20 protein-coding genes are annotated in these 24,862 nt (G+C 64.4%); 6 read left to right on the plus strand and 14 right to left on the minus strand.

Features of this window, described 5'->3' with window-relative positions:
* Nucleotides 1-53: 53 nt before the first annotated feature.
* The 3 genes from BWR18_RS03855 to BWR18_RS03865 all read right to left on the minus strand — a co-directional run bounded on the left by BWR18_RS03855 (nucleotide 54) and on the right by BWR18_RS03865 (nucleotide 5,131).
* Entirely contained in the window at nucleotides 54-1,646 is a 1,593-nt protein-coding gene (locus BWR18_RS03855; RefSeq protein ID WP_076626788.1) for an ABC transporter substrate-binding protein, read from the minus strand.
* Nucleotides 1,647-1,778: 132 nt separating this feature from the next.
* Nucleotides 1,779-3,731, minus strand: coding sequence for a CocE/NonD family hydrolase (locus BWR18_RS03860; protein ID WP_076626789.1), 1,953 nt, complete (start codon nucleotides 3,729-3,731; stop codon nucleotides 1,779-1,781).
* Nucleotides 3,732-4,030: 299 nt separating this feature from the next.
* Nucleotides 4,031-5,131, minus strand: coding sequence for a DUF4147 domain-containing protein (locus BWR18_RS03865; RefSeq protein ID WP_076626790.1), 1,101 nt, complete (start codon nucleotides 5,129-5,131; stop codon nucleotides 4,031-4,033).
* A gap of 222 nt (nucleotides 5,132-5,353) precedes the next feature.
* On the opposite strand from BWR18_RS03865, the gene BWR18_RS03870 reads away from it, so the two are divergent.
* From BWR18_RS03870 to BWR18_RS03885, 4 genes are all read left to right on the plus strand, one after another.
* Nucleotides 5,354-8,563, plus strand: coding sequence for an Ig-like domain-containing protein (locus BWR18_RS03870; RefSeq protein ID WP_076626791.1), 3,210 nt, complete (start codon nucleotides 5,354-5,356; stop codon nucleotides 8,561-8,563).
* Nucleotides 8,564-8,787: 224 nt separating this feature from the next.
* Nucleotides 8,788-10,044, plus strand: coding sequence for a TolC family protein (locus BWR18_RS03875; RefSeq protein WP_157598643.1), 1,257 nt, complete (start codon nucleotides 8,788-8,790; stop codon nucleotides 10,042-10,044).
* Nucleotides 10,041-12,287, plus strand: a complete 2,247-nt coding sequence (locus BWR18_RS03880; protein WP_076626793.1) for an ATP-binding cassette domain-containing protein — start codon at nucleotides 10,041-10,043, stop codon at nucleotides 12,285-12,287. The genes BWR18_RS03875 and BWR18_RS03880 overlap by 4 nt, the downstream gene beginning before the upstream one ends.
* Nucleotides 12,284-13,465, plus strand: coding sequence for an HlyD family type I secretion periplasmic adaptor subunit (locus BWR18_RS03885; protein ID WP_076626794.1), 1,182 nt, complete (start codon nucleotides 12,284-12,286; stop codon nucleotides 13,463-13,465). Before BWR18_RS03880 ends, BWR18_RS03885 begins: the two co-directional genes overlap by 4 nt.
* A gap of 337 nt (nucleotides 13,466-13,802) precedes the next feature.
* Here BWR18_RS03885 and dtd read toward each other — a convergent pair whose 3' ends face one another.
* The 10 genes from dtd to BWR18_RS03935 all read right to left on the minus strand — a co-directional run bounded on the left by dtd (nucleotide 13,803) and on the right by BWR18_RS03935 (nucleotide 22,658).
* The gene (gene dtd, locus BWR18_RS03890) at nucleotides 13,803-14,246 is read right to left on the minus strand and encodes a D-aminoacyl-tRNA deacylase (RefSeq protein WP_076626795.1); all 444 of its coding nucleotides are present in this window, start codon (nucleotides 14,244-14,246) and stop codon (nucleotides 13,803-13,805) included.
* Entirely contained in the window at nucleotides 14,243-14,914 is a 672-nt protein-coding gene (locus BWR18_RS03895; protein ID WP_076626796.1) for a nitroreductase, read from the minus strand. The genes dtd and BWR18_RS03895 overlap by 4 nt, the downstream gene beginning before the upstream one ends.
* Entirely contained in the window at nucleotides 14,911-16,020 is a 1,110-nt protein-coding gene (locus BWR18_RS03900; RefSeq protein ID WP_076626797.1) for a TFIIB-type zinc finger domain-containing protein, read from the minus strand. The genes BWR18_RS03895 and BWR18_RS03900 overlap by 4 nt, the downstream gene beginning before the upstream one ends.
* Nucleotides 16,017-16,436 carry a hypothetical protein gene (locus BWR18_RS03905; protein ID WP_076626798.1) on the minus strand — a complete coding sequence of 140 codons (420 nt, stop codon included), beginning with the start codon at nucleotides 16,434-16,436 and terminating at the stop codon, nucleotides 16,017-16,019. The genes BWR18_RS03900 and BWR18_RS03905 overlap by 4 nt, the downstream gene beginning before the upstream one ends.
* Nucleotides 16,437-16,707: 271 nt before the next feature.
* Nucleotides 16,708-17,817 carry an SPFH domain-containing protein gene (locus tag BWR18_RS03910; protein WP_076626799.1) on the minus strand — a complete coding sequence of 370 codons (1,110 nt, stop codon included), beginning with the start codon at nucleotides 17,815-17,817 and terminating at the stop codon, nucleotides 16,708-16,710.
* Nucleotides 17,818-17,841: 24 nt separating this feature from the next.
* A complete protein-coding gene (locus BWR18_RS03915; protein ID WP_076626800.1) occupies nucleotides 17,842-18,807 on the minus strand; it encodes a DUF2927 domain-containing protein in 966 nt (321 codons plus the stop codon).
* A gap of 10 nt (nucleotides 18,808-18,817) precedes the next feature.
* Nucleotides 18,818-20,014, minus strand: coding sequence for a toxic anion resistance protein (locus BWR18_RS03920; protein ID WP_076630106.1), 1,197 nt, complete (start codon nucleotides 20,012-20,014; stop codon nucleotides 18,818-18,820).
* A gap of 16 nt (nucleotides 20,015-20,030) precedes the next feature.
* A complete protein-coding gene (locus tag BWR18_RS03925; RefSeq protein WP_076626801.1) occupies nucleotides 20,031-20,930 on the minus strand; it encodes a 5-bromo-4-chloroindolyl phosphate hydrolysis family protein in 900 nt (299 codons plus the stop codon).
* Between the two features lie 3 nt (nucleotides 20,931-20,933).
* Nucleotides 20,934-21,533 carry a M23 family metallopeptidase gene (locus BWR18_RS03930; protein ID WP_076626802.1) on the minus strand — a complete coding sequence of 200 codons (600 nt, stop codon included), beginning with the start codon at nucleotides 21,531-21,533 and terminating at the stop codon, nucleotides 20,934-20,936.
* Between the two features lie 324 nt (nucleotides 21,534-21,857).
* Complete coding sequence (locus tag BWR18_RS03935) at nucleotides 21,858-22,658, minus strand: pseudouridine synthase (protein ID WP_076626803.1); 801 nt, start codon at nucleotides 22,656-22,658, stop codon at nucleotides 21,858-21,860.
* 56 nt (nucleotides 22,659-22,714) lie between these two features.
* Here BWR18_RS03935 and BWR18_RS03940 point away from each other — a divergent pair, with 56 nt between their 5' ends.
* A complete protein-coding gene (locus tag BWR18_RS03940) occupies nucleotides 22,715-23,164 on the plus strand; it encodes a nucleoside deaminase (protein WP_076626804.1) in 450 nt (149 codons plus the stop codon).
* A gap of 57 nt (nucleotides 23,165-23,221) precedes the next feature.
* On the opposite strand, the gene BWR18_RS03945 is transcribed toward BWR18_RS03940, so the two are convergent.
* Complete coding sequence (locus BWR18_RS03945; RefSeq protein WP_076626805.1) at nucleotides 23,222-23,914, minus strand: metal-dependent hydrolase; 693 nt, start codon at nucleotides 23,912-23,914, stop codon at nucleotides 23,222-23,224.
* A 255-nt stretch (nucleotides 23,915-24,169) separates the two neighbouring features.
* Here BWR18_RS03945 and BWR18_RS03950 point away from each other — a divergent pair, with 255 nt between their 5' ends.
* Nucleotides 24,170-24,850: a ceramidase domain-containing protein gene (locus BWR18_RS03950; RefSeq protein ID WP_076626806.1), complete on the plus strand. Its 681-nt coding sequence runs from the start codon at nucleotides 24,170-24,172 to the stop codon at nucleotides 24,848-24,850.
* The last annotated feature ends 12 nt before the right edge of the window (nucleotides 24,851-24,862 follow it).

A 24,862-nucleotide genomic window follows, 5' to 3' on the forward strand; every position in this document is an offset into this window, starting at 1 on the left:
GCGAAGCCCAACGAAAAACCGCGCCCGGAGGGACCGGGCGCGGCTATTTCAGGTTACGCTTTCCAGGTTTTCTTGAACGCGTACCAGTTCATTTGCGGGCCATTCGGGTCGCTTTCCCAACCCTGCACCGATGTCGACACGGCGTCGACGAAATCGTTGAACATTGGCACCATCAGGCCGCCCTCTTCGTTCAGCATGCGGCCCATCTTGGAATAAATCTCTTTCCGCTTGGCCTCGTCCAGTTCGGCGCGGGCTTCCAGAAGCATGGCGTCGAATTCGGGCCGTTTCCAGCGTGTGTCGTTCCAGTCAGCGGTGGACAGATAGGCCGTGGTGTACATCTGGTCCTGCACGGGCCGACCGCCCCAGTAAGAGCAGCAGAACGGCTGCACGTTCCAGACCTCTGACCAGTAGCCATCATTGGGTTCGCGCTTGATTTCCAGCGGAATGCCTGCCGCTTGGCACGACTGCTGGAACAGGGCCGCCGCATCCACAGCGCCGGGGAAGGCGCCATCGGCGGTGCGCAGGATGATGGGCGAGCCGTCATGGCCGGACTTGGCATAGTGCTCGCGCGCCTTGTCCAGATCAAAGGTCCGCTGGGGGATCGTGTCGTCAAAAAGCGGGTAGGCCGCGTTGATCGGCATGTCGTTCCCGATGGAGCCGTAGCCTTGCAGGATCTTTTCGACCATCTCTTCGCGGTTGAGCGCGTGTTTCAGGGCCAGCCGCAATTCGTTTTCATCGAACGGCGCGGTGTCGATGTGCATGATGAAAACGTAATGGCCACGGCCTGCCGTGGACAGCACGTTCACGGTGGGAGCACGGTCCAGGAGCTTCGCGATCTTGGGCTCGACCCGGTTGATCGTATCGACCTGGCCCGATTGCAGGGCTGCGGTGCGCGCCGTGGCGTCGTTCAGCACGATGACTTCCACGGTGTCATAGTGGGCCGTGACCGTCTGGTCGCCGCCCCAATAATCGTCGCGACGTTTGCCGATCATCCGCACGCCGGGCTCATCGCTGTCCAGCGTATAGGCGCCGGTGCCGATCGCGGCGGTGGGGTCGTCAAAGCCGCCGTTCGGCTGGATCATCAGGTGATAGTCGGCCATGAGGTAGGGCAGGTCGGCATTGCCGACGCCCAGCGTCACCTCGAACACGTCGCCATCGGTGCGCATGCTCTCGATCCCCTGCACGATGCCGAGGGCACCGGATTTGGAATCTTCATTCGAGTGACGAGCCATGGTCTGCATGACGTCTTCGGCGGTGACAGCCTGGCCGTTCGAGAATGTGATGCCCTGGCGGACCTTGAAGCGCCACGTTTTGGCGTCTGCGCTCCCCTCCCAGCTTTCGGCGACAAGGCCGGTGAGGGATCCGTCCGGCTCAACCTCGACCAGCCCCTCGCCCCAGAGCTGACCGCCGGCAATCGGCACGTCAGAGGCCCAGGTGGCGGGGTCCTGGCTGTTGGTGCTCTCGCCGCCCTGCACACCCATCTTGAAGGTGCCGCCCGCGACGGGCGCCGCCTTGGCTTGCGTGGCGATCATGGATGTGGCAACGGCCGCCGACACGCCCAGTGCGGCGGCGCGCGCCATGAAGTCGCGGCGCGTCATCGTGCCTGCCGCCACTTTGGCGGACAGGTGTTCCAGTTCGTTAGACATCGGTTTCTCCCGGTTGGTCCCCTGCGCCTTTTGCGGCGCGTTTTTTGCTTACACGCATAGGGTACGCATTTGATGACAGCCTTCAAGGGCCAATCCCCAAGGATGCACGGCCGGGCGAGGCGAGTGCCTCATTCACAGCAGATTGCGCATGATTTTGTCTTGGGTGGTGCGGTGATAGATGCGCGTGTCGTTCTCGAACGCCTCGATGGTGGCTGTGAGGTGGAAATGCGTGGCGTCGGACCACATCGCGCAATGCGCTTCGGTGCGCAGGTGGATGTCGCCGCGCGTCAGCTCGTCCGTCCAGTGGCAGGTGCCGCGCGCCGACAGCGGGTCGTCCGGGTGGATGTCCCAGCGTTCGCGGGCGATAGATCCGGCGATCAGCCCGTGGTCGAGGTCGCGGAGCTTGCCAAAGTCGTCTTCGATGATCAGGGAGGTGATGCCGGTGACCATGTTGGTTTCCTGCCGTCTGATGTGGGTTTCAGGGCGCAGTTCTTCTGTGTTCCAGGGGGCGGCCGCGTCGGGCGGGGGAAAGGTCCAGTCGCCGGCAGTGGTCATGGCATCGACGGACAGCGTGCCGCTGTGCAAGGCGATCCTGGCGGCCTCGGGCGCGGGCCAGATCAGCGGCCAGTAGGATGTCGAGATGGCCACGCGAATCCGGTGCCCGGCAGGCACACGGTAGGCGATGTGATCCGGCGACAGACGTATCTGTTCCGCCCGTCCAGGGGTCAGCGGGCGGTCAAGATCGCGGGCGAGGTTCAGCACACCATAAGTGATGCGGGTCGCGGCTCCGTCGGGGTGGATGTGGTTGAGACGCACTGCGATATGCGCAACGGGTCGGTCCGAGCTAAGTGCCAGGTCGAGTGTTGGCGCGCCGGTAACGCAGAGATCGTCGGCCAGGGGCGCGCTGTCGAAACAGGCGCTGAGCGCATCATCGGCGCGTTGGTCGCCCGGCAGTTCTGGGCCGAGCCAGATGGCGCAATACTCGCCAGCATCTGCGCCCGTGTGCTGGGGAGAAGAGATCGGGCAGGCGAGGGCGCCGGGTGTGTCGGTCAAGCCTTCGTCGGTCAGGTGCCATGTCTGCGTATCGCTCCGCGCGTCTGACAGCCACCGTCCCGGACGGTCTGTGTACCATGTGGCCGGGCGCACGCCATCCATCAGGTAGGTGCGCAAGGCGGGGTCCTCTTCGACACCCGTCTCGATGCCCTTGAGCCAGCGATCCCACCAGCGCAGCGCTTCTTGCAGAAAGCCGATGCGCGGCTCGGGCACGGCGAAATGCGGGTATTTGTGAACCCATGGACCGATGATGCCCTTGGCGCCTTCTATGTTCTGGACGATCTGCGGCACCGCGTTCTTGTAGGCGTCGCCCCAGCCGCCGATGGCGAGCACTTTTGCTTCGATCGCGTCATAGCTCTCGCAGACAGAGCCGTGCCGCCAATAGGCGTCGCGGCTTTGATGGCGCAGCCAGGTGGCGGGCAGGAAGGGTTCGTGCTCCAGCCGGTCCAGCCACATCTCGCGCCAGTCGGGGCGCAAGGCTGGATCGGGCGCGCGCGAGGAATAGCTCCACATCGTCGCACCCCAGCCGAGGTTCTCGTTGAGCAGGCACCCACCCTTGTAATGGATGTCGTCGGCAAATCGATCGACCGTGGAACAGAGCGTGATGATGGCCTTGAGAGGGGCGGGCGCCATGGCGGCGACCTGCAGGCTGTTGAAGCCACCCCAGCTGATCCCCATCATGCCAACCTTGCCATTGCACCAGGGCTGCTCTGCGACCCAATGGATCACCTCGACCGCGTCATCCAACTCCTGCTGGGTGTATTCGTCGGTCATCAGCCCATGGCTGTCGCCATTGCCGCGGATGTCCACGCGCAGGCAGGCATAACCGCGCTGGGCGAAGTACGGATGGGTCAGCGCGTCACGGGCGCAGGTGCCGTCGCGCTTGCGGTAGGGCAGGTATTCCAGGATGACCGGGACCGGATGGTCGCCTGCATCCACAGGCGCCCACATGCGGGCGGAGAGCCGCGTGCCGTCGCTGAGGGCGATGCCCAGATCAGGCTGCTCTTCGATTGTGCGGAGGGTATGTTCCATATGCGCACGGTGGGCGGCGTCTTGCTGCGCTGTCAAGCCGGGCCGGGGGCCAGCCCCCTCGCGCTGACGCGCTCACCCCCGAAGTATTTTCAGCCAGAAGAAAGGAATTGTTTACCGTGTTGGCGCATCTTGCCCATGCGGCACAGGCGGAAGCGCCGATGGCCGTGCCAGGAGAAGGGGACACCTTTCTTCAACGGGGGAGGGCCAAACGCCTTCCCCCTTTTTCTGCTGGCCGGAAATACTTCGGGGTTTGGGGCAGAGCCCCAATGAAGACTGTCGTCGCGCAAGCGGCCTGTGGATCACGCCTTGTGGGCGATGAGCAGATCCATCACATTGGTGCCCGTCGGGCCCGTGACCACCAGCGCGCCGTGTTCCTTGAGCCAGGGATACGCATCTGCGCGGGCCAGTGCCTTTGCGGCGCTCTCCTGCCATGTGTCGCCGTCGATCAATGCTCCGGCGGCGTCCGTGGGTCCGTCAGTGCCGTCAGTGCCCGCCACGAGGATGCGCAGCCCCTCCGTTCCGGCGATTTCGCGGGCCAGTGCAAGGCCAAGCGCCATGTTGCGCCCGCCCAGTCCGGGGCTCTTGGGCAGATGCACCACCGGCTCACCGCCGAAGATATGCAGCCCCGGCGCAGCGTTGCGCAATACCTCGCCGAGTTGCGGAGCAAGGTCAGCCACGTTGGCGTACAGCGTTTCCTCATTCGTTTTCACCGCGACCGGTGACGCAGCCGCAACCGCCGCGCGCGCGATGGCGTTGCAGGCGATGATATGTGGCGCAAAGGTGAATGGCGCATCCGGCACCGCGTTACCGATGCCCGAGCCTATGGTGGCGAGGCTGTCGCCCTCCACGTCCGACAGCGCCAACGTGGTCACGCAGCGCCCGTTGAAGCGGGCGAGCAGCTTGCCCCCCTTGATCTCCGAGCGCATGGTGCGATGCGCGTTCATCTCGTCAATCGGAGTGCCGGAGGCGAGCAGGGCTTCGGTCTCTGTCCGCAGGTCATCGAGGCTCAAACCGTCCACAGGCACCTCGGCCAGCGCCGAGGCACCGCCCGAGACCAGCATCAGCAGATGGCTGTCCGCTGCACACGCATCCACCGCATCGATCAGCGCGCGTCCGGCTGCAAGGGACGCATCATCCGGCACCGGATGAGCGGCTTCGATGATATCGGCCCGTGCGGGCGCGCCTTCTGTATGGCGGTATTTCGTCACGATCAGGCATGGTGCATCTGGCCAGCGTTCCGCGGCTGCGCGCGCCATGGCGGCAGCAGCCTTGCCGACCGATACGATACGGTCAGGTCTGGGGATGTCGCGCGTTTCAAGTGCTGTGCCAACGGCAGCGTATCCTTCGACGGCCTTTACGCCTGCGTACCAAAGCGAAAGAAGATCTGGGGCGTCAGACATGTTGAAAACCCTGTCGCTGAATCAAAGTGAGTCCGAATCAGCACAATATCTACCCGGAATCGCTGCAAATTGTGATGCTTTCCCAAAAAGACTCTAGCCCTAGAATCGTGATTCGCTTATCAAAGCACTCACAACAAGTGGTCAGCACGGCGAAACAAGGCCGGCGACGCGTTTACCAGAAGGGTCCGCAACAAAGCGGTCTGAGGCGAGAGTGGTGGTGTAATGAAGGCGATTGATTTCGTCGTCCGCGACGGTGCGGGCGCAATCCAGCGTGGAGTCGTGCCGGCTGAAGGCAATGCGGCGGTATCGCTGACACAAGGGCAGGAAATTTCATTTAATCTGCGGCAGGTTGATCTGGCGGGTCAGCAGCGCAGCGGCGATGACCTGATCATTACGCTGGTCGATGGCCGTCAAGTCACGCTTGAGAACTACTTCAATGACGCGGGTGAGGCCAACCGGCTCTTCATCTCGTCGGATGGTTACCTGAACGAGGTTGCTTTTGTTGACACGGCCGATGGCGAACTGTTCGCGCAATACGGCCCGACAGAGCAATGGGGCAAGTGGAGCCCCTCTGACGATCTGATTTACCTGGGTCGGACCGAGGTCGCGAGCGCGCCTCTGACCGACGACGAAGAAGTGTCCATGCTCGGCGCGGCACTGCTCGGTGGCTCTGGCCTGCTGGGCGGTGGTGCGGCGGCGGCGGCTGCCGTGGTTGGCGGTGCGGCGCTGCTGAACAATGGCGGCGGCAGTGGCGGCACGGGTGGTGGTGGCGCTGGAGGCGGTGGTGGAGGCAGTGCGCCGACGCCTTATGTGCCAGCGGACCCGACCATCGACGGCGCGGGTACGTCAGCCAACATTGGCGGTGACGATACGGCGACGCATGTTTTCGAAGTGACCGGCACGGGTGAGCCGGGCGACGCCGTCACGGTCACTGCCGGACATCAGGTTGTCACCACGACAATCGGCGACGATGGCAAATGGAGCGTCACGTTCCAAGGCGCGACCTTCCCGAATGACGGCACGGTGGATGTCTTTGCCGAATTTTCACATGCAGGCGGTGGAGCGACAACGTTGCCCGGACCCACCTTTGTCATCGACACGACGCCACCAGATGTCGCTGTGACCGAAGGCGTGGACTCTGTTGGCCATGTCGTCAACGGCGGTGAAATGTCGAGTGGCGTGACCCTCAAGGGCACTGGTGAAGCAGGCGCGACGCTTGAGGTCACCATTTCCGGCGTCACCCGCACCGTGACCGTAAACGACACCGGCACATGGGAGGCGACGTGGCAGGCGGGGACGCTGGCGGAAGGCGAATATTCGACTGACGTCACCATTGTTGCATCCGACAACTTCGGCAACACGACGACCGTCACGGATACGCTTGTTGTCGACACGGTGGCCGAGATCACGATGGAGACGGCGACCCTCGAGGGCGATGGCATCATCAATGCCGTCGAGGCATCGGACGGCGTTGTCCTGACAGGCACCGCGCAGCCCGGTTCGACGGTCGAGGTCACCTTTGGTTCGGTCACCCGCAGTGCAACTGTGGATGCGACGGGCAACTGGAGCGCGACCTTTGCGGCAGCGGAGATCCCGTCGGGCGAGACCACCGTGACCGCAACGGCCGTGGCGACGGATACGGCGGGCAATACGGCCACCGCCACGGGCGATGTACAGGTGGATACGCTGGTCAACGCGTTGAACTACACCTCGACTGCGGGCGGCGATGGCACGATCAACGCATCAGAGGCGGCGGCGGGCATCGTCGTCACGGGCATGGTCGAGCCAGGCTCGACCCTGTTGGTCACTCTGGCGGGCGTGACAACCGCAGCTGTGGTGGCCGCAGATGGGTCATGGACGGCGACATTTGCCCCCGGCCAATTGCCCTCGGGCACATACACGTCCGACATGGTGGCCACAGCAACAGATGCAGCAGGCAACACGTCGAGCGTGACGCAATCCGTCAACGTGGACACGCAGGCAAGTGTCCTGACATTGAACGGCCCGGTAGAAGGTGATGATGTCATCAACGGCGTTGAGGCGAGCGACGGCGTTGTGCTGTCCGGCACATCCGACCCCGGTGCCATCGTCAACGTGACACTGCATGGCGTGACCCATCAGACCGTCGCTGGCTCAAACGGCACTTGGCAGGCGTTCTTTGCGGCGGGCGAGATCCCCGCGGGCACCTATGACGCGCAGATCAGCGCGACGACCACGGATGCTGCGGGCAACACCGCCACAGTCACCGACACGGTGCATGTGGATACTCACGTTGACAATCTGAGCGTTGCCGCCGACCAGATCGAGGGTGATCAGATCATTTCGGGCGCCGAACGCGCGGATGGCACGGTGATCACCGGCACGACCGAGCCCGGCTCGACCGTCTTGGTGACCATGGGCGCGCATACGGTGCAGGCTGTTGTCGATGCGAACGGCAACTGGCAGGCCCCGTTCGCCGCCAACCAGATCCCCGTCGGTGAATACACCGCCGACATCTCTGTCACCGCTACGGACCGCGCGGGCAACGTGGCGACGGTGACCGATACGGTCGAGGTCGACACGCTGGTCAGCACGCTCAGCCTGAACGGTCCGGTCACCGCAGACGATGTAATCAACGCGCAGGAAGCCCGCGAGGGCATCAACCTGGGCGGCATGGTGGAACCTGGTTCAACCGTGATGGTGGATTTCAACGGCACCGTGATGGCCGCGACCGTGGATGCGGGCGGCAATTGGTCACTTGATATTCCGCCCTCTGCCATTGCGGCGGGTGAATACGACGCGGCCATCACCGTCATGGCGACGGATGCTGTCGGCAACACCGATGCGATCAGCGACACCGTGCGCATCGACACGCAAGCACCCGGAGGTCCGGTCATTGCAAGCTATACGCGCGACAGCCATGGGGTGCGCGGCATTTCGACCGACCAGAGCGATGGGGACCTGTCGGTGGCGCAGGTCAATGCGGATGGGACCATCACCGACGTGGTTGCCAATCAGGTCGACATCGACGTACTGGGCGAGACGAATTTCCAGTTCCAGACCGACGTTCCGGATGGGTCGCACCTTGTGGTCAGTTCGCAGGATGCAGCTGGCAACGCGGTCGGCACATATGTGGTTCTCGATGACGAAAGCGCCAATTCCAGCGTCGATCTGGGCAATTCGAACCTGGGCAACTACCAGATCGAAGCGGTCGATCTGCAATTCGCGGAAGAGGCCCGCCTGACCATCACCGAAGCGCAGTTGCTGAACCTGTCGGACAACAGCAACACCCTGACGATCCATGGCGGCCGTGACGATACGGTCACGATTGCAGGGGCGCAGCGCACTGGGTCGACCACGGTGGATGGCCAAACCTACGACGTCTACAGCCTGGGCGCCGAAGGCACGATCATCTTGGACGACGACATCGCCGTGAACACGGGCGTCGTCTAAGACACGGGGACAAAAGCGAACTTTCACTGGGCAAGAGCAACAAAAACAAAATCGAGCATTCTCCAGCAAGACAAGAGGCGCGGACCGGACACCGCAACCGCGCCCACCTCCAAAACGATAAAAACCCGAAACGGGACAGGACTATGGGGCAAGGTGGTATCAAGTGTGCGGTGGCCTTCACCGCCGTTTCGCTGGCAGCGGGATGTCTGGGAGACATGGGCGAAATGCCGTTTGTGTCCCGGCTCAATAAAGGGGCGGAGGCGACTGTCGTCGCGCCGTCGCAGGCCGCGTTGCGCGCAACACCCACCACACATGACGAGACGTTGAACGCTGAAAGCCCGGTTATTCAGGGCCTGCTCGCGCGCCGCTCCGTGCTGCCGGATGGCAGCGCCTATGACCGCGTTGCCACTTCTGTTCTGGCCGCCAACGCACGCGCGGCCGAAACCGAGTTGCGGGCCGCGCGCCTGCGCGCCTCTGCCGCGTCAAAGAACTGGTTGCCGACCATCGGGCCGCGCGTGTCGCTGAATTCGCTGGGCGACATCATCAGCCAGATCGTGGTCGAACAGGTGATTTTCGACAATGGCCGCAAGAAGGGCGAGCGCGCCTTTGCGAAGGCCGATGTCGAGGTCGCCGCCGTCGCGCTGGCCGAGGATACCAATGCGCGGGTGGCCACGGGGTTGGATCTGTACCTGACCGCCGCCGAGGCCCGCGAGAGTGCCGCCGTGCATCGCGCGACCCTGCGCGAGATGGAGCATTTCGAATATATCATGTCCGAACGCGTCCGGGGCGGCGTGTCGGACATGTCTGACCTGAACGTGATCCGCCAGAAGCTGGCCGAGATCCGGGCCGCCATTGCCGCAAGCCAAGAGGCGGAGGCGACGGCCATCGCCGAGCTGAACGCGATGTCCATCCAACCCTTGGGCGATCTGCGCGGGCTTGGGCCGCTGGACGTCGGTGCGACAGCCGCGCAACCCTTGGCCGTGACGCGCGCCGAGGCCGAAAAGGACCGCAGCATCGCGCAGGCGCAGATCGACCGCGCCAACCAGTTGCCGGGCATTACTGCCACGGCGACGGCGGGCGAAAACAGCGGCGCGGGCATCACCGCGGGCGGTATGGGCGTCGGCCTTGGCACACGTGCCCGCCTGCGCGCCATAGAAGCCGCGCGCGAAGCGGCGGGCCGTCAGGTGGCCCAGGCCAATGAGGATGCGAACCGCACCTTGCGCCGGCTAGAGGGGCAGGCCCGTGCGACCGCCCGTCAGGCGGGTGAGGCGCGGGGTCTGACCGCGCAGGCCAAGGCCAATCTGGACCTATTTCAGAACCAATACCGCGCCGGGCAGCGGCAGGTCATGGACGTGGTGGGCGTCTACGAGACCTTTGCCGCGCGTCAGGTCGCCGAGGTGCTGCTGACATTCGAAGCGCTCCGCCTGGAGGTCGAACTGGCCCGCGTGCAAGGCGTGCTTGCGGACGGAGAGCAGATTTGACCGAAAAACGCCCCTTTACCCTGACCATCACCAATGGAAACCAAGCGCAGATCACGGCCGCCCCGAGCAAAGAGGCGCCGAAAGCCGACAACACCAATCATGGGGCCGATCACGAGGCCGACCGGCTGCGTGCCCGCGCCGATGTGGCCGTGGCCTATGCCGGGTTGTTGGGGGTTTCGGCAGCGACGTCTGATATGCTCACAACCCTGCGCCAGAACGCGCGCGAGGGGGCAAGTGACAAGGTCGAGGCGGGCACGCTTGCCACATGCCTACGCGGCACGGGCCTGCAGGCGCAGGTCATGTCCGCCCGTGCGCTGACGCCCGAACACTGGCCTGCGCTCGCCTATATGACCAGCGGTCAGGTGGTGCTGGTTGTGGGGCAGGACCGCGGTGATCTGATCATCTATGACAAGACCTGCCCGGACAACCGCGCCCATGTGCCGCTGGCCGAGTTCGTGCCGTTCTTTGCGGGGCATCTGGTCAAGGCAGAGGCGCCGCTGGAGCGCGTGGCGGAGACGCACAAGACATTTCACGTCAGCAATCACTGGTTCTGGGGGCAGTTCCCGCGCTTCCGCAAGGCGCTGGCAGAAATTGCGCTGGGGTCTTTTGTCGCCAACCTGTTGGCCGTTGCCGTCGCGCTCTTTTCCCTGCAGGTCTATGACCGCGTAATCCCGCACCAGTCCGAGGCGACCTTGTGGGTGCTGGCCGCGGGCGCCTGTCTTGCCCTGCTGCTTGAAGCATTCATCAAGATTGCCCGTGCCCGTCTGATGGACGGGGCGGGGCGGCAGATCGAGCTGTCGGTGCTGACCCTCCTGATGCAGCGGGTGATGGGCATGCGCAGTGATCTGCGGGGGCAATCGCCCTCGATGACGTTTTCAGCCATGCGCGAGTTCGGGTCGGTGCGCGAGTTCTTCACCGCGTCGACCATTGGCACCATTGCCGACATTCCGTTCATCTTTGTGTTCCTGTTGCTTGTCGCCTCCATCGCGGGGCCGGTTGTCTGGGTGCTCATCCTCGGGGGCATCCTGATGGTGGTGCCCGGCTTCTTCATGCAGCGCCGGATGCTGCGGTTAACGCAAGAGACGCAGGGCGCATCCGCCAAGTCGTCGCGTCTGCTGCACGAGGCGATTTTCGAGCGCGATACCGTCAAGACCCAGCGGGCCGAGGACCGCGTGATGCGTCTGTGGCAAGAGCTGACGACGCTAAGCGCCATGAAGTCGTCGGAGCAGCGCCGTCTGGCCTCTGCCCTGACCTTCTGGAGCCAGGGCATGCAGCAGATGACCTATGTCGCTGCGGTGATTGCGGGCACGTATCTGGTCTTTGCCGGGCAGTTCACGGTCGGGTCGATCATTGCGGTCGGCATCCTGTCGTCGCGCACGTTGGCGCCGCTGACACAACTGGCGGGCACCATGGCGCGCTGGGGCAATGTGAAGGCGGCACTGGATGGCTTGGACGCCATTGCGGATGCGCCGCAGGACGTGGATGCAAGTCGTACCTATTTGCGCCGGGATACGCTCAAGGGGCATTTCGAGCTGCGCGAGGTGCAGTTCCAATATGAAGACGACGGCGCGCCGACGCTGGACCTGCCCGGTGTACAGATCCTTCCGGGTCAGCGCCTCGCTGTGCTGGGATCGAACGGGGCGGGCAAGTCGTCGTTGCTGAAGCTCTTGTCGGGGGTCTATGCGCCGACCAAGGGCCGTGTGCTGATTGATGGCACCGACATGGCCCAGATCGAGCCGCGCGATCTGCGCCGGTTGATCGGGTATCTGGGGCAGGATGTGCGCCTGTTCTCCGGCACGCTGCGGGATAACCTGAACCTGACCCTCCTCGAACGCGATGATGACCGCCTCTACGCCGCGCTAGATTTCGCGGGGTTGGGGCCGTTTGTGAAAGGGCATCACAAGGGGTTGGATCTGGAGATTTTGGATGGCGGGCAGGGCCTGAGCATCGGGCAGCGCCAGTCGATCGGCTGGGCGCGGCTGTGGTTGCAGGACCCGGCGATTTGCCTTCTGGACGAACCGACGGCGGCGCTGGACCAGACCCTGGAGACGACGCTGGTCAGCCGTTTGGAAACTTGGATGCAGGGCCGCACGGCCATTATCGCGACCCACCGCGTGCCGATCCTGTCACTGACCAACCGCACGCTGATCCTGCAAAACGGGCGCATGACCATCGACGGACCGCGTGATGAGGTGCTGAGCCATATCGGCAAGACTGTTCCGCTGAAAGGCAAGATCGCATGAGCATTGCGCACACCAATCTGAGCGGGCAGCTTGAAAGCGACATGCGCGGCCCGTCGCTGGTTGTGTGGCTGAGTGCCGGGGCGGTGCTGGTCTTTGTCCTGTGGGCGGCCTTTGCCTGGGTGGACGAGATCGTGCGCGGCGCGGGCGAGATGATTTCATCCTCGCGCCCGCAGATCATCCAGAACCTTGAGGGCGGTATTCTGGCGGAACTGGCCGTGGCCGAGGGGGATGTTGTCGAGCAGGGCGATGTGCTGGCGCGGTTGCAGGGAACACAGTTTCAATCCCAGGCCGACGATTTGCAGGACCAGATCACGGCCTTGGCCGTGCGCCAGTTGCGACTTGAGGCGGAGCTGGCGGGCCAGTTTGACTTTGCCGTGCCCGGCGCGCTGGAACAGCAGATGCCGGGGCTGGTCGCGTCGGAGCGGGCGCTCCTCAATGCGCGGCAGACCGATTTTCTGAGCCGGCGCGAGGGCGCGCAGCGGGTGTTGGATCAGGCCGCCAAGGAACGCGCGCTGCTTGAGGACTTGCTGGAACGCAACATCGTCGCCTTGATCGAGGTGACGCGGGCGCGCAAGGCCCATGCGGACGCGCGGATCAAGCTGGATGAGATCATCACCCAGACGGAGCTGGAGCGGGCGCAGGCCTATTCCGACACGCTCAAGGAATTGGGGACGCTGCGCCAGACCTATAAATCCGCGCAGGATCAGTTGAACCGGACCGTGCTGGTGAGCCCCATGCGCGGGATCGTGAACAATCTGAGCGTGACGACCATTGGCGGCGTTGTGCGGCCTGGTGAGGAGATCTTGCAGATCATCCCGCTGGATGAGGAGTTGTTCGTCGAGGCGCGTGTGGCGCCCAAGGATATCGCGAATGTGTTGCCGGGGCAGGAGGCGAGCGTGAAGCTGAGCGCTTATGATTACACGATTTATGGCGCGTTGAAGGGGGAGGTGAAGTTGATCTCGGCCGACACCTTCAAGGACGAGAGGAAGCCGGACAGTGAGGCGCATTACAAGGTGACGGTGCGGGTGGACATGTCGGCGCTGACGGAGCGGCAGCGGTCCATTTCGATCCGGCCGGGGATGCAGGCGGAGGTGGAGTTGCATACGGGGGCGAAAACCGTGCTGCAATATTTGATGAAGCCGCTTTATAAGTCGCGCGAGGCGTTTCGGGAGCCTTGATCTGTCCCATGGTGGGACGGGGCGTCCGCGTGTTTGATTTCAATGGGTTGCGCGGCCGTGTTTACGGTTTGGTAGGGTTTTGGTCTGTCGGGTGCTCTCTTTGCTGACGCAAATTCGCCCACCCGCCGACCCCGGTCTGGGTTCAGCTTCGGGCTCACCAAGACAAAGCCTTGTCACGCATCCACCCTCGCCTGATCTTTGGCGTGACAGAGCGCCGTCCCCTTCCCAAGCGAAATAGCCGCATCCCCGCGGGGCGGGGCCCCTCGGCGATTTCTCTTGGCAATGGGCCGTCCCTCCGTTCCTTGAAGATCAGGCGAGGGCGGCTCCGAGACAAGGATCAGCTTTGGGTGTCGAGCCAGATCGTCACCGGGCCATCGTTGGTCAGAGCGACGGACATGTCTGCGCCGAAACGGCCGGTTTCGGTCGGGATGTCCAGATTGCGCAAAGCGTCGGCGAATTGGAGATAGAGCGTTTCTGCTTCATCCGGTTTGGCCGCGCCGGAAAAGCCGGGGCGGTTGCCACGCGATGTGTCGGCGGCCAGGGTGAACTGGCTGACCACCAGCGCGCTGCCACCCGATTGCAGGATCGACAGGTTCATCTTGCCGGCCTCGTCCTTGAAGAGCCGCAGTTTCGAGACCTTGGCAGCCAACGTTTTTGCGGTGTCGTAGGTATCGCCGGGCATGGCGCAGACAAGGATCACGAGGCCGGGGCCGCAGTGGCCGACGATCTGGTCCTCGACCGTGACCGATGCCTTGCTCACCCGTTGCAGGAGCGCCCTCATTCCTTCCACTCCATCACGTCTGCGACCGTGGCCCGGTCGGTGCGGAAGCTGTTGGCTGGGTGGTCGGGGTCGGCGTAGCCCATGGAGATGGCGCAGAGGATGTGTCTGTCCTCCGCGATGTCAAAATGAGCGCGGACGAAGGGCGCCTGGGCGGCGATGGCCGCTTGTGGGATGGTGGCGACACCCAGCGCCTGGGCAGCCAGGCAGAAGGCCGTCACGAACCCGCCGGTGTCCATGGCGCCATAGGGGCCGAGCACCGCAGGGCTGGTCACGATGGCCACGTGCGGGGCGCCGAAGAGGCGGTAGTTTTCCATCATCTGTCGGGCCGAGGCGGCGCGGTCGCCTTTCTCGATGCCCACCGCATCGTAAAGCTGAAAGCCGCAGGCGCGGCGGCGCGTCCCGTAGATGCCGGGGTAGCCGTCGGGCCAGGGCATGTCGGGGGCGGGGGCCGTGCGGCTGGCCGCTGCATAGAGCGCGTCGCGGAAGCGGTCGGTTTCGGCCCCTGCCGTCACGATCACCTGCCAGGGCTGGGCGTTGCACCAGCTTGGCACCTTTTGCGCGGTGGCCAGGATGCGTTCGATGTCGGCGCGCGGCACTGGGTCAGGCCGGAAGGCGCGGCAGGAAAAGCGGGCCGACAGGACCGCGTCGAGCGTGTCGATCTGGGTCATTGCTGGGTCGCCACCACAAAACCCACGCCCGCCGCGACGATCAGGCCCAGCAGGACGGCGATGGTGATCTTGACCGCGGACCAGGGCCGTTCGCCCTGCACCCGGCCCGTGCGTCCGTTCACCACAAAGCGGTAGGTGTTGCCCCGGTACTTGTAGGCGGCGAGCCATACGGGCAGCAACACGTGTTTGAAGGTGATGGCGCCGAGTTGCGTGTCGATGGCATGGATGCGCTGGCGGTCGCCGCCGATGTCGAATTTGACGTCGCGGGCGATGACGCGGTCCATCCTGGCCCGTGCTTCCTCGAACCCTTCTTCGAGGTCGATGGCGTAGCCTTCGGCGCGGAAGCCTGCGAGGAATTCCGGCGTGTAGGGTTCAAGCGCGCTCAGGTCCCAGGGTTCGAGCGCATCGGTGAACCGTTTGGGCAGCGATTTCGACGCCAGCACCAGCACGTCGTCAAAGAACCGCGCGACCTTGCCCCGTGTGCGCCGCCACCGGACCTTGGCCACGCGCACCTGCTGGCGCTTGCCGTCGCGCGTGACAGTGCGGGTTTCGTAATAGACCGTGCCGCGTTCGCCGGAATAGCTGCTGCGCGTGTCGGCGTCGAAGGTCCAGTAGGGGACGTATATGCCCTGCATCGCGCGCCCCTTGCGGGCATAGTCCTGCAGGCCCCCCGGTGCGAACCAGAGGCTGCCCAGCCAGTCGGTCATCGCCTTGCGCGCCTGCGCTTCGGTCAATGCAAAGGGCAGGACGCCGCGCGGTTTGATGTGCCTGTGCGCGCCCGTGTCCGTCACGACAGGCGTGGCGCAGAAGGGGCATTCGGTGGCGTGGAGGGTGGCGTCAAATTCGACCTGTGCGGCGCAGTTGGGGCAGGTGGAGACGCGTGTTTCCTCGATCTCCGTGCTGGGCAGGTCGGCGGTGAGGGCGGCGCGGTAGTCCAGTTCGGCGATGGGGGCGACGGCTTGGGGCGCGTCCGCATCCATGGGGGCGGTGTTGCCGCAATGGTCGCATACAAGCTGGCCCGCGCGCGGGTCGAACCGGAAGTCGGCGCCGCAATTGTCACAGGGAAAGCGGTGATCGGCGGTGGGAGGGTCGGGAAGGTCGGTCATAGAATGGAATGCAGTGCCGTCGGTGTGATCCGGCGCAGGGCGCCGTCGCCCAATGCCGTGTGCCGCCAGAGGTGGAAGATGGCGTGCAGCGATGAGGCTGCGATCAGGTAGAAATAGAGATCAACGAGCGCAGGCCCGCCCCAGCGCCCGCCCAGCATGTACCACGCCGTCAGCGCCGCCACGAGGCCGAGGGCGGCATACATGCCCCGGCTGAGCCAGGGGTGGGCGCGGCGCAGGGCCCCTTCAAGCTTGGGGCCGGGGCCGTTCATCAGCCCCTTGATCATGGCGACGCCGCACATGCCCAGCCCGGTCAGCACGAAGGCCCATGCCACGACGGGGATTGGCCCGCCGGCCACCAGCAGGATCAGCAGAACGAAGTTCGCCCAATGCAGGGCAATGGTGGCTTTGCGGCGCATGGCGGCTCCTTTTTCAGCTGGGCGCGAGCGTAGTGGGCTTGGGCGGTGATGGCCATATGGAATGGGGGTGATGTGGCGGCGACAGGCTTGGGTCGAGGGCGGGCATGTTTACCCTGCGGTGCGCGCGAACAGGGCGCGTTCGCCCGGTTTGGTCGTGCGTCTTTGGGCGAGGATCGGGACGCCGGTTGAGCGCGCTGCGCAGGTTTCGCTGCCTTTGTCGGTGCAGGACCGGGCCGGTGCCCTTGATTGGCCTGCGTGCCCGCATTGGTCCCTACACGCCGGGCGGGGGCGGCGGGGGCAGGATGGTGAAGAGCTGCGCCAGTTCGGTGACGTCCTCGGCCTTCATCCAGCCGTCCTGGCCTGCGGTCCAGACATAGCTTTCGCGGGCCAGTTCGCCCGCTTGGGCCATGCGGCCAAGTTGGGCTTTGGAGAAGGGGCCCTTTGTCTCGCCGTTTTCGGCCACGTGCCAGACATGTTCGACGGGGGGCGGGGGTGGTGCGGCAGCGCCGCCGCGTGCGGGTTGGGCGCCCCAGGGGCCTGCTGCCGCCTGCTGGCCCATTTGCAAGCCCATGGCCGCGCCGAGGCCCGCTTGCATCGCGTCGGATGCGCCGCTGCCCTCGCGTCCCAGCGCTTCGGCGGCCTGGAACTGCATGTATTCGTTCAGATTTCCGATCACGCCCATGGAGGAGCGTTTGTCCATCACTTCCTCGACCGCCGGAGGGAGCGAGATGTTTTCGATGTAGAGTTCGGGCAGCGTCAGGCCGTATTCGGCGATCTGGGCGCTGATTTCCTTGGCCACGAGCTGGCCCAGTTCGCGGGTGTTGGCGGCCATGTCCATGACCGGGATGCCGGACTTGGCGAGGCTGCGCGACATTTCCTGCACGATGATGTTGCGGATCTGGAAGCTGATCTCGTCCATGGTGAACTCGCCGTCGGTGCCGACGATTTCCACGAGGAAGCGCGCGGGGTCGGCGACCTTGACCGAGTAGGTGCCGAAGGCGCGCAGGCGCACGGGGCCAAATTCGGGGTCGCGGCAGATGATCGGGTTCTTGGTGCCCCATTTCAGGTCGTTGAAGCGGGTGGTGTTGACGAAATAGACCTCGGACTTGAACGGGCTTTTGAAGCCGTGATCCCAGTGCTGGAGCGTCGTCATGATGGGCATGTTGTTGGTCTCGAGCATGTAGAGACCGGGGGTGAAGACGTCTGCGAGCTGCCCCTCGTGGACGAAGACCGCCGCCTGTCCTTCGCGGACCGTCAGCTTGGCGCCGTACTTGATTTCGTGGCCGTGGCGCTCGAACCGCCAGACCATGGTGTCGCGGCTGTCGTCGACCCAGTGGATCACGTCGATGAACTGGCCGGAGAGGAAGTCGAAAATGCTCATGCTGAGCCTCCTTTGGTCTGGTCGTCAGGATGGGCCGATGGTCGTGGCCTCGGCCGCGAGGGCGCGCACGGTGGGCCGCGCCTCGGTCAGTCCGATGCCGGGGCGCAGACGGTCGTCATAGAGCATCCCCAGCAGTTTCACGTCATGGCCGGTGAGCAGCGCAAATTCGTCGTCATCGTTGAAGATCGACGGGCGCGCGTCGGGGCTGTCGTTGGCGAGGCCCATGCCCTGGGCCAGTTCCTCGTGAATGCAGGACAGGCGCAGAAGGTCGGGGTTTTCGGCGCGGATCACGGCCACGGCGGCGGTGTAGGTCGACCTTTCCGGTCCGGTGGCATAGGCGGCGACCGCGCAATAGGCGTCGCTGGGCAGGTCACGGACAGGGCCGACATTGATCCGGTTGACGCCCGGCAGGCTGGTCGCGCGGACATTGACCGTGTCGGCCCGGTCATCTTCGGACACGAAGAAGACCAAGAAGTTCGGGTTGTCCGAGACCGAGACGGGGTGGCCCGTGGCCTGCGCCAGCCGCCGCGCGTAGGCGATCACGTCATTGGTGTCGCGTGTGCGCTGGCTGGGCGGGACCGAAGCGCCAAATTCTATCCCGATGCGCACGGGCGCGGTCCAGCGGCGCAGGGCGCTGGCCGATCCGGGGCGCACGCCGGGGCCGGCATATTCGTTGAAGAACACGATGTTTTCGAAGTTGCGCGCCAGCATGTCGGCGGTGAAGGGCGTGTCGGGCCCGCCGCCATCCTGCCGCAGCAGACCGGCGGTCAGCTGGCTTGATTGCACCTGCGCGAGATAGGCGCGCAGGGCCGCACTTTCCTGGCTGGTGGCCTGGATATCGGGGACGGGCGGCGGAGCAAGGCCCGCGGGCCGGGCCCTTGGGGTCAGCACGGGTTCGACCGGTTGGAACATCTCGCACGCGCCAAGAAGGCCCAAGACGATCAAGCCGCCCCAGGCTTTGATACCGCGTGTGATCCGTGCCCCCGCCATAGTCACGTTGTCAGTTCGGGACCGACGTGCCAGCGGTGTCGCCCACCCCGTCCTTGCGCGCCTTGGCGGAGGCCAGGGTGTCGCGCAGGTCGGCCTCCATCTTCTTGAGGTCTTCCTCGGCGGCGGCGCGCTTGGCCTTACCTTCGTCCGCGATTTGCAGGGATTCCTCGATGGTGCCGATCAGGTCGGCGTTGGCCTGTTTGACGGCTTCGATGTCGAATACGCCGCGTTCCATCTCGGTGCGGATCGCCTTGTTGCTTTCGCGCAGGTTTGCGGCGTTGGCGGTGAGCAATTCGTTGGTCAGATCATTGGCATCGCGCACAGCGGCGGCGGCCTCGGCGCTGCGCTGGATCGTCACCGCCTGGGCCAGTTGCGTTTCCCAAAGCGGGACGGTGTTGACGAGGGTCGAGTTGATCTTGGTCACAAGGCTTTTGTCGTTTTCCTGCACCAGCCGGATCGAGGGCAGCGATTGCATCGTCACCTGACGGGTCAGCTTCAGGTCGTGGACCCGGCGTTCCAGATCGTCGCGGGCGGCGCGCAGGTCGCGCAGTTCCTGCGCTTTCATCACCTGGTCATCCTCGGCGGCGGCCTCGACCTCGGCCTCTTTTGCGGGGATGTCGGTGCTGTCGATTTCCTTGATCTTTTCCTCGCCCGCCGCGATGTAGAGGGCAAGTTCATCGTAGAATTGCAGCGTCTTTTCGTAGAGCAGGTCGAGCGATTTGATGTCTTTCAGCAGCGTGTGTTCGTGGGCCAGCAGGTCATCGGTGATCTTGTCGATCTGGTTTTGCACCGTCTCGAACTTGGCAGTGAACTTGGCGAAGGGGGCGGCGCGGCCCAGCAGCTTTTCGAAAAAGCTGCGTTCGCGCCGCACGTCGAGTTCGGAGACCGAAAAGCCGCGGATGGTGGTGACGATGCCGCGCAAGCTGTCGCCTGCGGGGCCGACATCCTTGTTGCGGACGCCTTGCAGCATGGATTGGCTGATTTCCTGCAATTCGGCCTGTGCGGCAGATCCGAAGGACACGATGGATTGCGTGTCGTCCATGTCAATCTCGTCCATACGGGAGCGGATTTCGGTGCCGACGGGCGCGTCGGCCTGTTCCAGAGGCACGATGGCGGTCGCGTCTGTGGGTTCGGGCAGGACCACGGCGGTCACTTCCTCGACTTGGGTGAGGGCGGCTTCGGCCTTTTGGCGGACTGTTTCGGACATGACTTGATCCTTATCGTTAGACATCATCGGCGGGCGACACGCGCACGCCTTCGCGCTGCAAGCGGTCGCGCAGCACGTCGATTTCAATGGTGAGGTCGGTGCGATCCTCGGTGAGCAGTTTGCGGGTGCGGGCGGCGAAGTTTTCCTCGAGATCGTCGAGGAGAGCGGCATAGTCGGTGCGCGCCTGCGCGTCGCGGCTGCGCCCGTAGATGTCGGCGAACTTGACCGTCGCGTCGCGCGCGCCGATCAGGTAGACGCCCAGATATTTGCGGGCCGCTGTGAGGTCGCGGGGGTCCTCTTCGACCGTTTGGATGAGGTCGCGCACGGTGGTCTGGAACTGGTCGAGCCGCAGTTCCATCTTGCGATCCTCGGCCCGTTTCATGGCGTCGCGCATGTCTGTCAGCAGCTCTTCGGCGCCGTCGACGACGCGGGCGACGCGGTCCTGCTGGAAGCTGTCGACCCCTTCGAGCCCCTTGGATGTCAGGGGGTCGATGCCGAAGGCGGCAAAGTGCAGCCCGAATGCGGCGAGGCCATAGAGCAGCGGCGCGATGATGCCGGGATCGGAGCGGTAGGCGGCCAGCGTGATGCCAAAGCCCACGAGGAAGGCGGCGATGATCTTGCGCGGCAGGGCGGGACGGCGGGCGACCTTGCGGGCGTGGTACGCTGCTTCGGCCTTGAGCCCCTCGCGCAGCATGACCGCGCCGCCGGTTAGAAAGCCTGCGGATACCAGTGCGGTGACAAGGCCCGCAGCCCCGTCATTCAGTGCGAGAAACACCATCGGGACGGCGGGCACAAACATGAGGTTGGCGCGCGCGCCGACCGGATCGACCTTGGCCCGGTCAAAGGCGGGGCGGTCGCCTGTTGCGGGTGCATCAGTGGGATCGGGGCTGAACTTGCCGCCAAAGCGTTTGGCCATGCGTTACGATCCTCCGGCGCAGGGGACGGGGTAGGTCAGCGTGCCTGCCGGGTAGCTGCGTCCGGGTTCGAAACAGGTGACCCGGTTCGGTCCGTCGGCCCAGTATTGATGCGGATTGGTGCCCCGCTTGCCATCCTGCAGGTAGCGCATGTGGCCCCAAAAGGTTCCCTTTTCAGGTCCACGCCAGGCGCGGCCCAGTTGGAAGTGTAGATGTCGAACGCCGCCGATACATCTGAAGTCTCGCTGGTTGTCCCCCAGCGTGCCGATTAACTGCCCGCGGCGTATGTTTTGACCGGATACGACCTGCATCTGGCCAAGGTGCCCGTAGGCGGCGATCAGACGCTTGCCGTCCCAGCCATTGCCGTGGTCGATGACGACTGTCGGGCCCCAGCACGAGCCGACGTCTGTCTCAAGTACCCGCCCGTTGGCTGCGGCAATGATACGGGTGCCGTTTGGACCAGCCACGTCGATACCTTGATGAAGCGACCGCCGCACACCACCGCGGACGTTTACGCGTGACCGGAAATCCGAGATGATTTTTGGAGCGCCCGCCGGGTATGTAAGCTCGCCCACATTCTTGGCGTGCAGAGGTGAACCCGGCATGCAAATCAGAGCGCTCACCAGTGCAAGCGCTTTGGCACTCAAAACGCTGCGGGTGCAGCCACGGTGAGGTTGATGCTTTATCATCGGGTTAGAGACCACCCAGCAGGCCCAGCGTCACGCCAAACATCAGCGCAAGCAGCGCGGCAAAGGCGATTTTCTGAAATGCGGTTGGCTCCATCCCGAACTTCCCTGTTGGCTGTCAGACATATAGCCCGTTTGCGGATGCGGCACTAGGGGTGCGCGCGTCCTTCCACTGCATGAGAGGTGTGACGCGCAAATGACGGGCGCAAGGGGAAAATTACGTGCGCCGCATCATATCTGGCGTCAGCGCCGTGTGGGCTTGCGGGTGCGGCGCGGTTTGCCTTTGGGTTTTGCCGTGCCGGTCTCTGGTTCGGGATCGAGACCCAGCTGGTCGCGCACGATCCGTCTGCGCACCTCCTCGACCGTGCCCTGTTTCAGCTCGCCCAGCTGGAAGGGGCCGTAGCTGATCCGGATCAACCGGTTCACCGACAGGCCGATGCTGTCCATGGCGCGCCGGATCTCGCGGTTCTTGCCCTCGCGCAGTCCTACCGTCAGCCAGGCGTTGGCGCCTTGTTGGCGGTCGAGGGTGACCTGCATGGGCTGGAAGCGCTCGCCCTCGACGGTGATCCCCTTGCGCAGCGGTTCAAGTTGCGGGTCGGTGGGCCGTCCGTTCACCCGCACGCGGTAGCGGCGCATCCAACCGGTGGAGGGCAGTTCCAGCTTGCGTTTGATGCCGCCGTCGTTGGTCAGAAGCAGCAGCCCCTCGGAGTTGATGTCGAGCCTGCCCACGCTCATCACCCGCGGCATGTCCTCGGGCAGGGCGTCGAAGATGGTCTTGCGCCCCTGTTCGTCCTTGGTCGTCGTCACGAGGCCCGCCGGTTTGTGGTAGAGCCAGAGCCGTTCGGGTTCGGGGGCTTGCAGCGGTTTGCCGTCGACTGTGATCTTGTCAGTATCGGTGACGTTCAGCGCGGGGCTGTCGATCCGTTTGCCATTTACGCTGACGCGGCCTACGGCGATGATCTCTTCGGCGCCGCGGCGGCTGGCGATGCCCGCGCGGGCCAGCACCTTGGCGATGCGGTCGCCTTTGGGGGTGTTTTGGGTCATGGGCCGGGCTTACCCCTGGGTTGCGCGGGGGGCAAGCGGTGTGGCAGGGACCCGTCATGGAGTTTCGGTCATTCATGGTTCAGGCGCTGGAGGAGGCGCGGGCCGCAGGTGCGCGTGGCGAGGTGCCTGTGGGCGCCGTGGTCGTGTCGCCCGAGGGGCAGATCGTGGCGCGTGACGGGAACCGCACGCGGGCGTTGGCCGATCCCACGGCCCATGCGGAGGTGCTGGCGATCCGCGCGGCCTGTGCCGCGGCAGGATCGGAGCGGCTGGTGGGCCATGATCTTTATGTGACGCTGGAGCCCTGTGCCATGTGCGCGGCGGCGATTGCAGCGGCACGGATTGCGCGGGTGTACTATGGCGCGTCTGACCCGAAGTCGGGCGGGGTGGCGCATGGGGCGCGGGTGTTTTCGCATGCCCAATCCCATCATGCGCCCGAGGTCTACGACGGAATTGGGGCGCGTGAGGCCGAAGACCTGCTTAAAGAGTTTTTCGCGGCGCGGAGGTAGCCGTTTTCTTTGAAAGAAATCGGTTCGGAATTTTTAAGAAATTCCGGGTGTGACGGGTCAGAGCGGGATGGGTTGCATCACCTCAGGCTCGATCACCTTGACGCCTGGAAGTCCTTCCTTCAGCACCTCGGCTGACTGTTCGAGGGGCGGGAACGTCTTGTAATGGCAGGGGATTACCGTGTCGAAGTGGAAGTAGTGGCGCGCGGCATAGGCCGCCCCTGCCATGTCCATGGTGTAGTAGCCCCCCGCCGACAGGATGCCGATGTCGGGTTTGTGGTAGTCCCCGATCCAGGCCATGTCCGCCATGATGTCGGTGTCGCCGGAGATGTAGATTGTCTTTCCTTCACCGCGGATGATGAAGCCGCATTCCTGGCCCGAATAGCGTGGGTTTTCGTCATCGCCGATGGAGGATGAGTGCGATGCGGGCACCAGGGTCGCGGTGACATTGCCAAGTTGGATCGTGCCGCCGCGGCCATAGGCATGACCCTCGATCGCCCCCTTGGCGAAGAGGAGGTTCCCCAGTTCGAAGACGGCCGAGACGGGCGCGCCGGTCTTCTGGCTGATTGTGACGCTGTCGGCGGTGTGGTCGAAATGGCCATGCGTCACGAGGATATGTGTGGCGTCTTGGATGGCCGCGTCGTGCTGGTCGTCGGCGAGCATGGGGTTGCCGGTGAGCCAGGGGTCGATCAGCAGGATCTGGTCCCCGATTTCGATGCGGAAGCTGCCGTGGCCGAGCCAGATGATGTTCATGTCGCGTCTCCCTTTTGGGGGAGTGTAGCGCATGTTGCAGGCTGCGGGAGCCTCCGGCGGGAGTTTTTCTGGCCAAGTGAAGGGGGATGCGATTCGCTTTGGGATTTACCTGTTGTTCAGGGAGGTTAAGGGGGGATGGCAGGGTGTCACCGCCCGTGCATCCCCGGTACACCCCCATCGGGCGGTCGCTGGAGTGTTAACGCAACGTGCGATGCCCCCCTTGAATGGCGCGCGTGCGGGGGTAGGTGGGGTGGTATGGAACTCTTGCGCCAGATTGACGGGTATTGCGAGCGGCTCGGGCCGGAGTATTGGGCCGAGCCGGTGAATGCGGTGACCAACGCCGCCTTTGTTCTGGCCGCGCTCTGGATGTGGCGGCGCAGTGCGGGGGTGCCGCTGGCGCGTGCCCTGTGCGTCGTGCTGGCGCTGATTGGGCTGGGCAGCTACCTGTTTCACACCCATGCGCAGGTGTGGTCGGCCATTGCCGATGTGGCACCGATTGCCGCGTTCATCCTGCTGTATATCTTTGCCATCAACCGGGATGTGTGGGGGATGCGCACGGGCTGGGCCCTGGGTGCGACGGCGCTGTTTTTTCCCTATGCCGCGGCGACTGTGCCGCTGTTTCAATATGTGCCGGTTCTGGGCGTGTCGGCCGGGTATCTGCCGGTGCCTGTGCTGATCCTGATCTATGCCGGGTTGCTGTGGCGGCGCGCGCAGGACCTGGCGCGGGGTTTTGTCATTGGGGCCGCCATTCTGCTGGTGTCCCTGACTGCGCGGTCCGTGGACGAGATGCTGTGCGCGCAGATCCCGCTGGGCACGCATTTTCTGTGGCATATCCTGAACGGCGTCATGCTGGGTTGGATGATCGAGGTCTATGTGCGGTTCATGCGCGGCCAATCGGCAGGCATCGGGCTTGAAGGCGCACCCGCCCCGCGATAAAGCCGCCCTAAG

The sequence above is a fragment of the Tateyamaria omphalii genome, from assembly GCF_001969365.1.
GTDB classification, from domain to species: Bacteria; Pseudomonadota; Alphaproteobacteria; order Rhodobacterales; family Rhodobacteraceae; genus Tateyamaria; species Tateyamaria omphalii_A.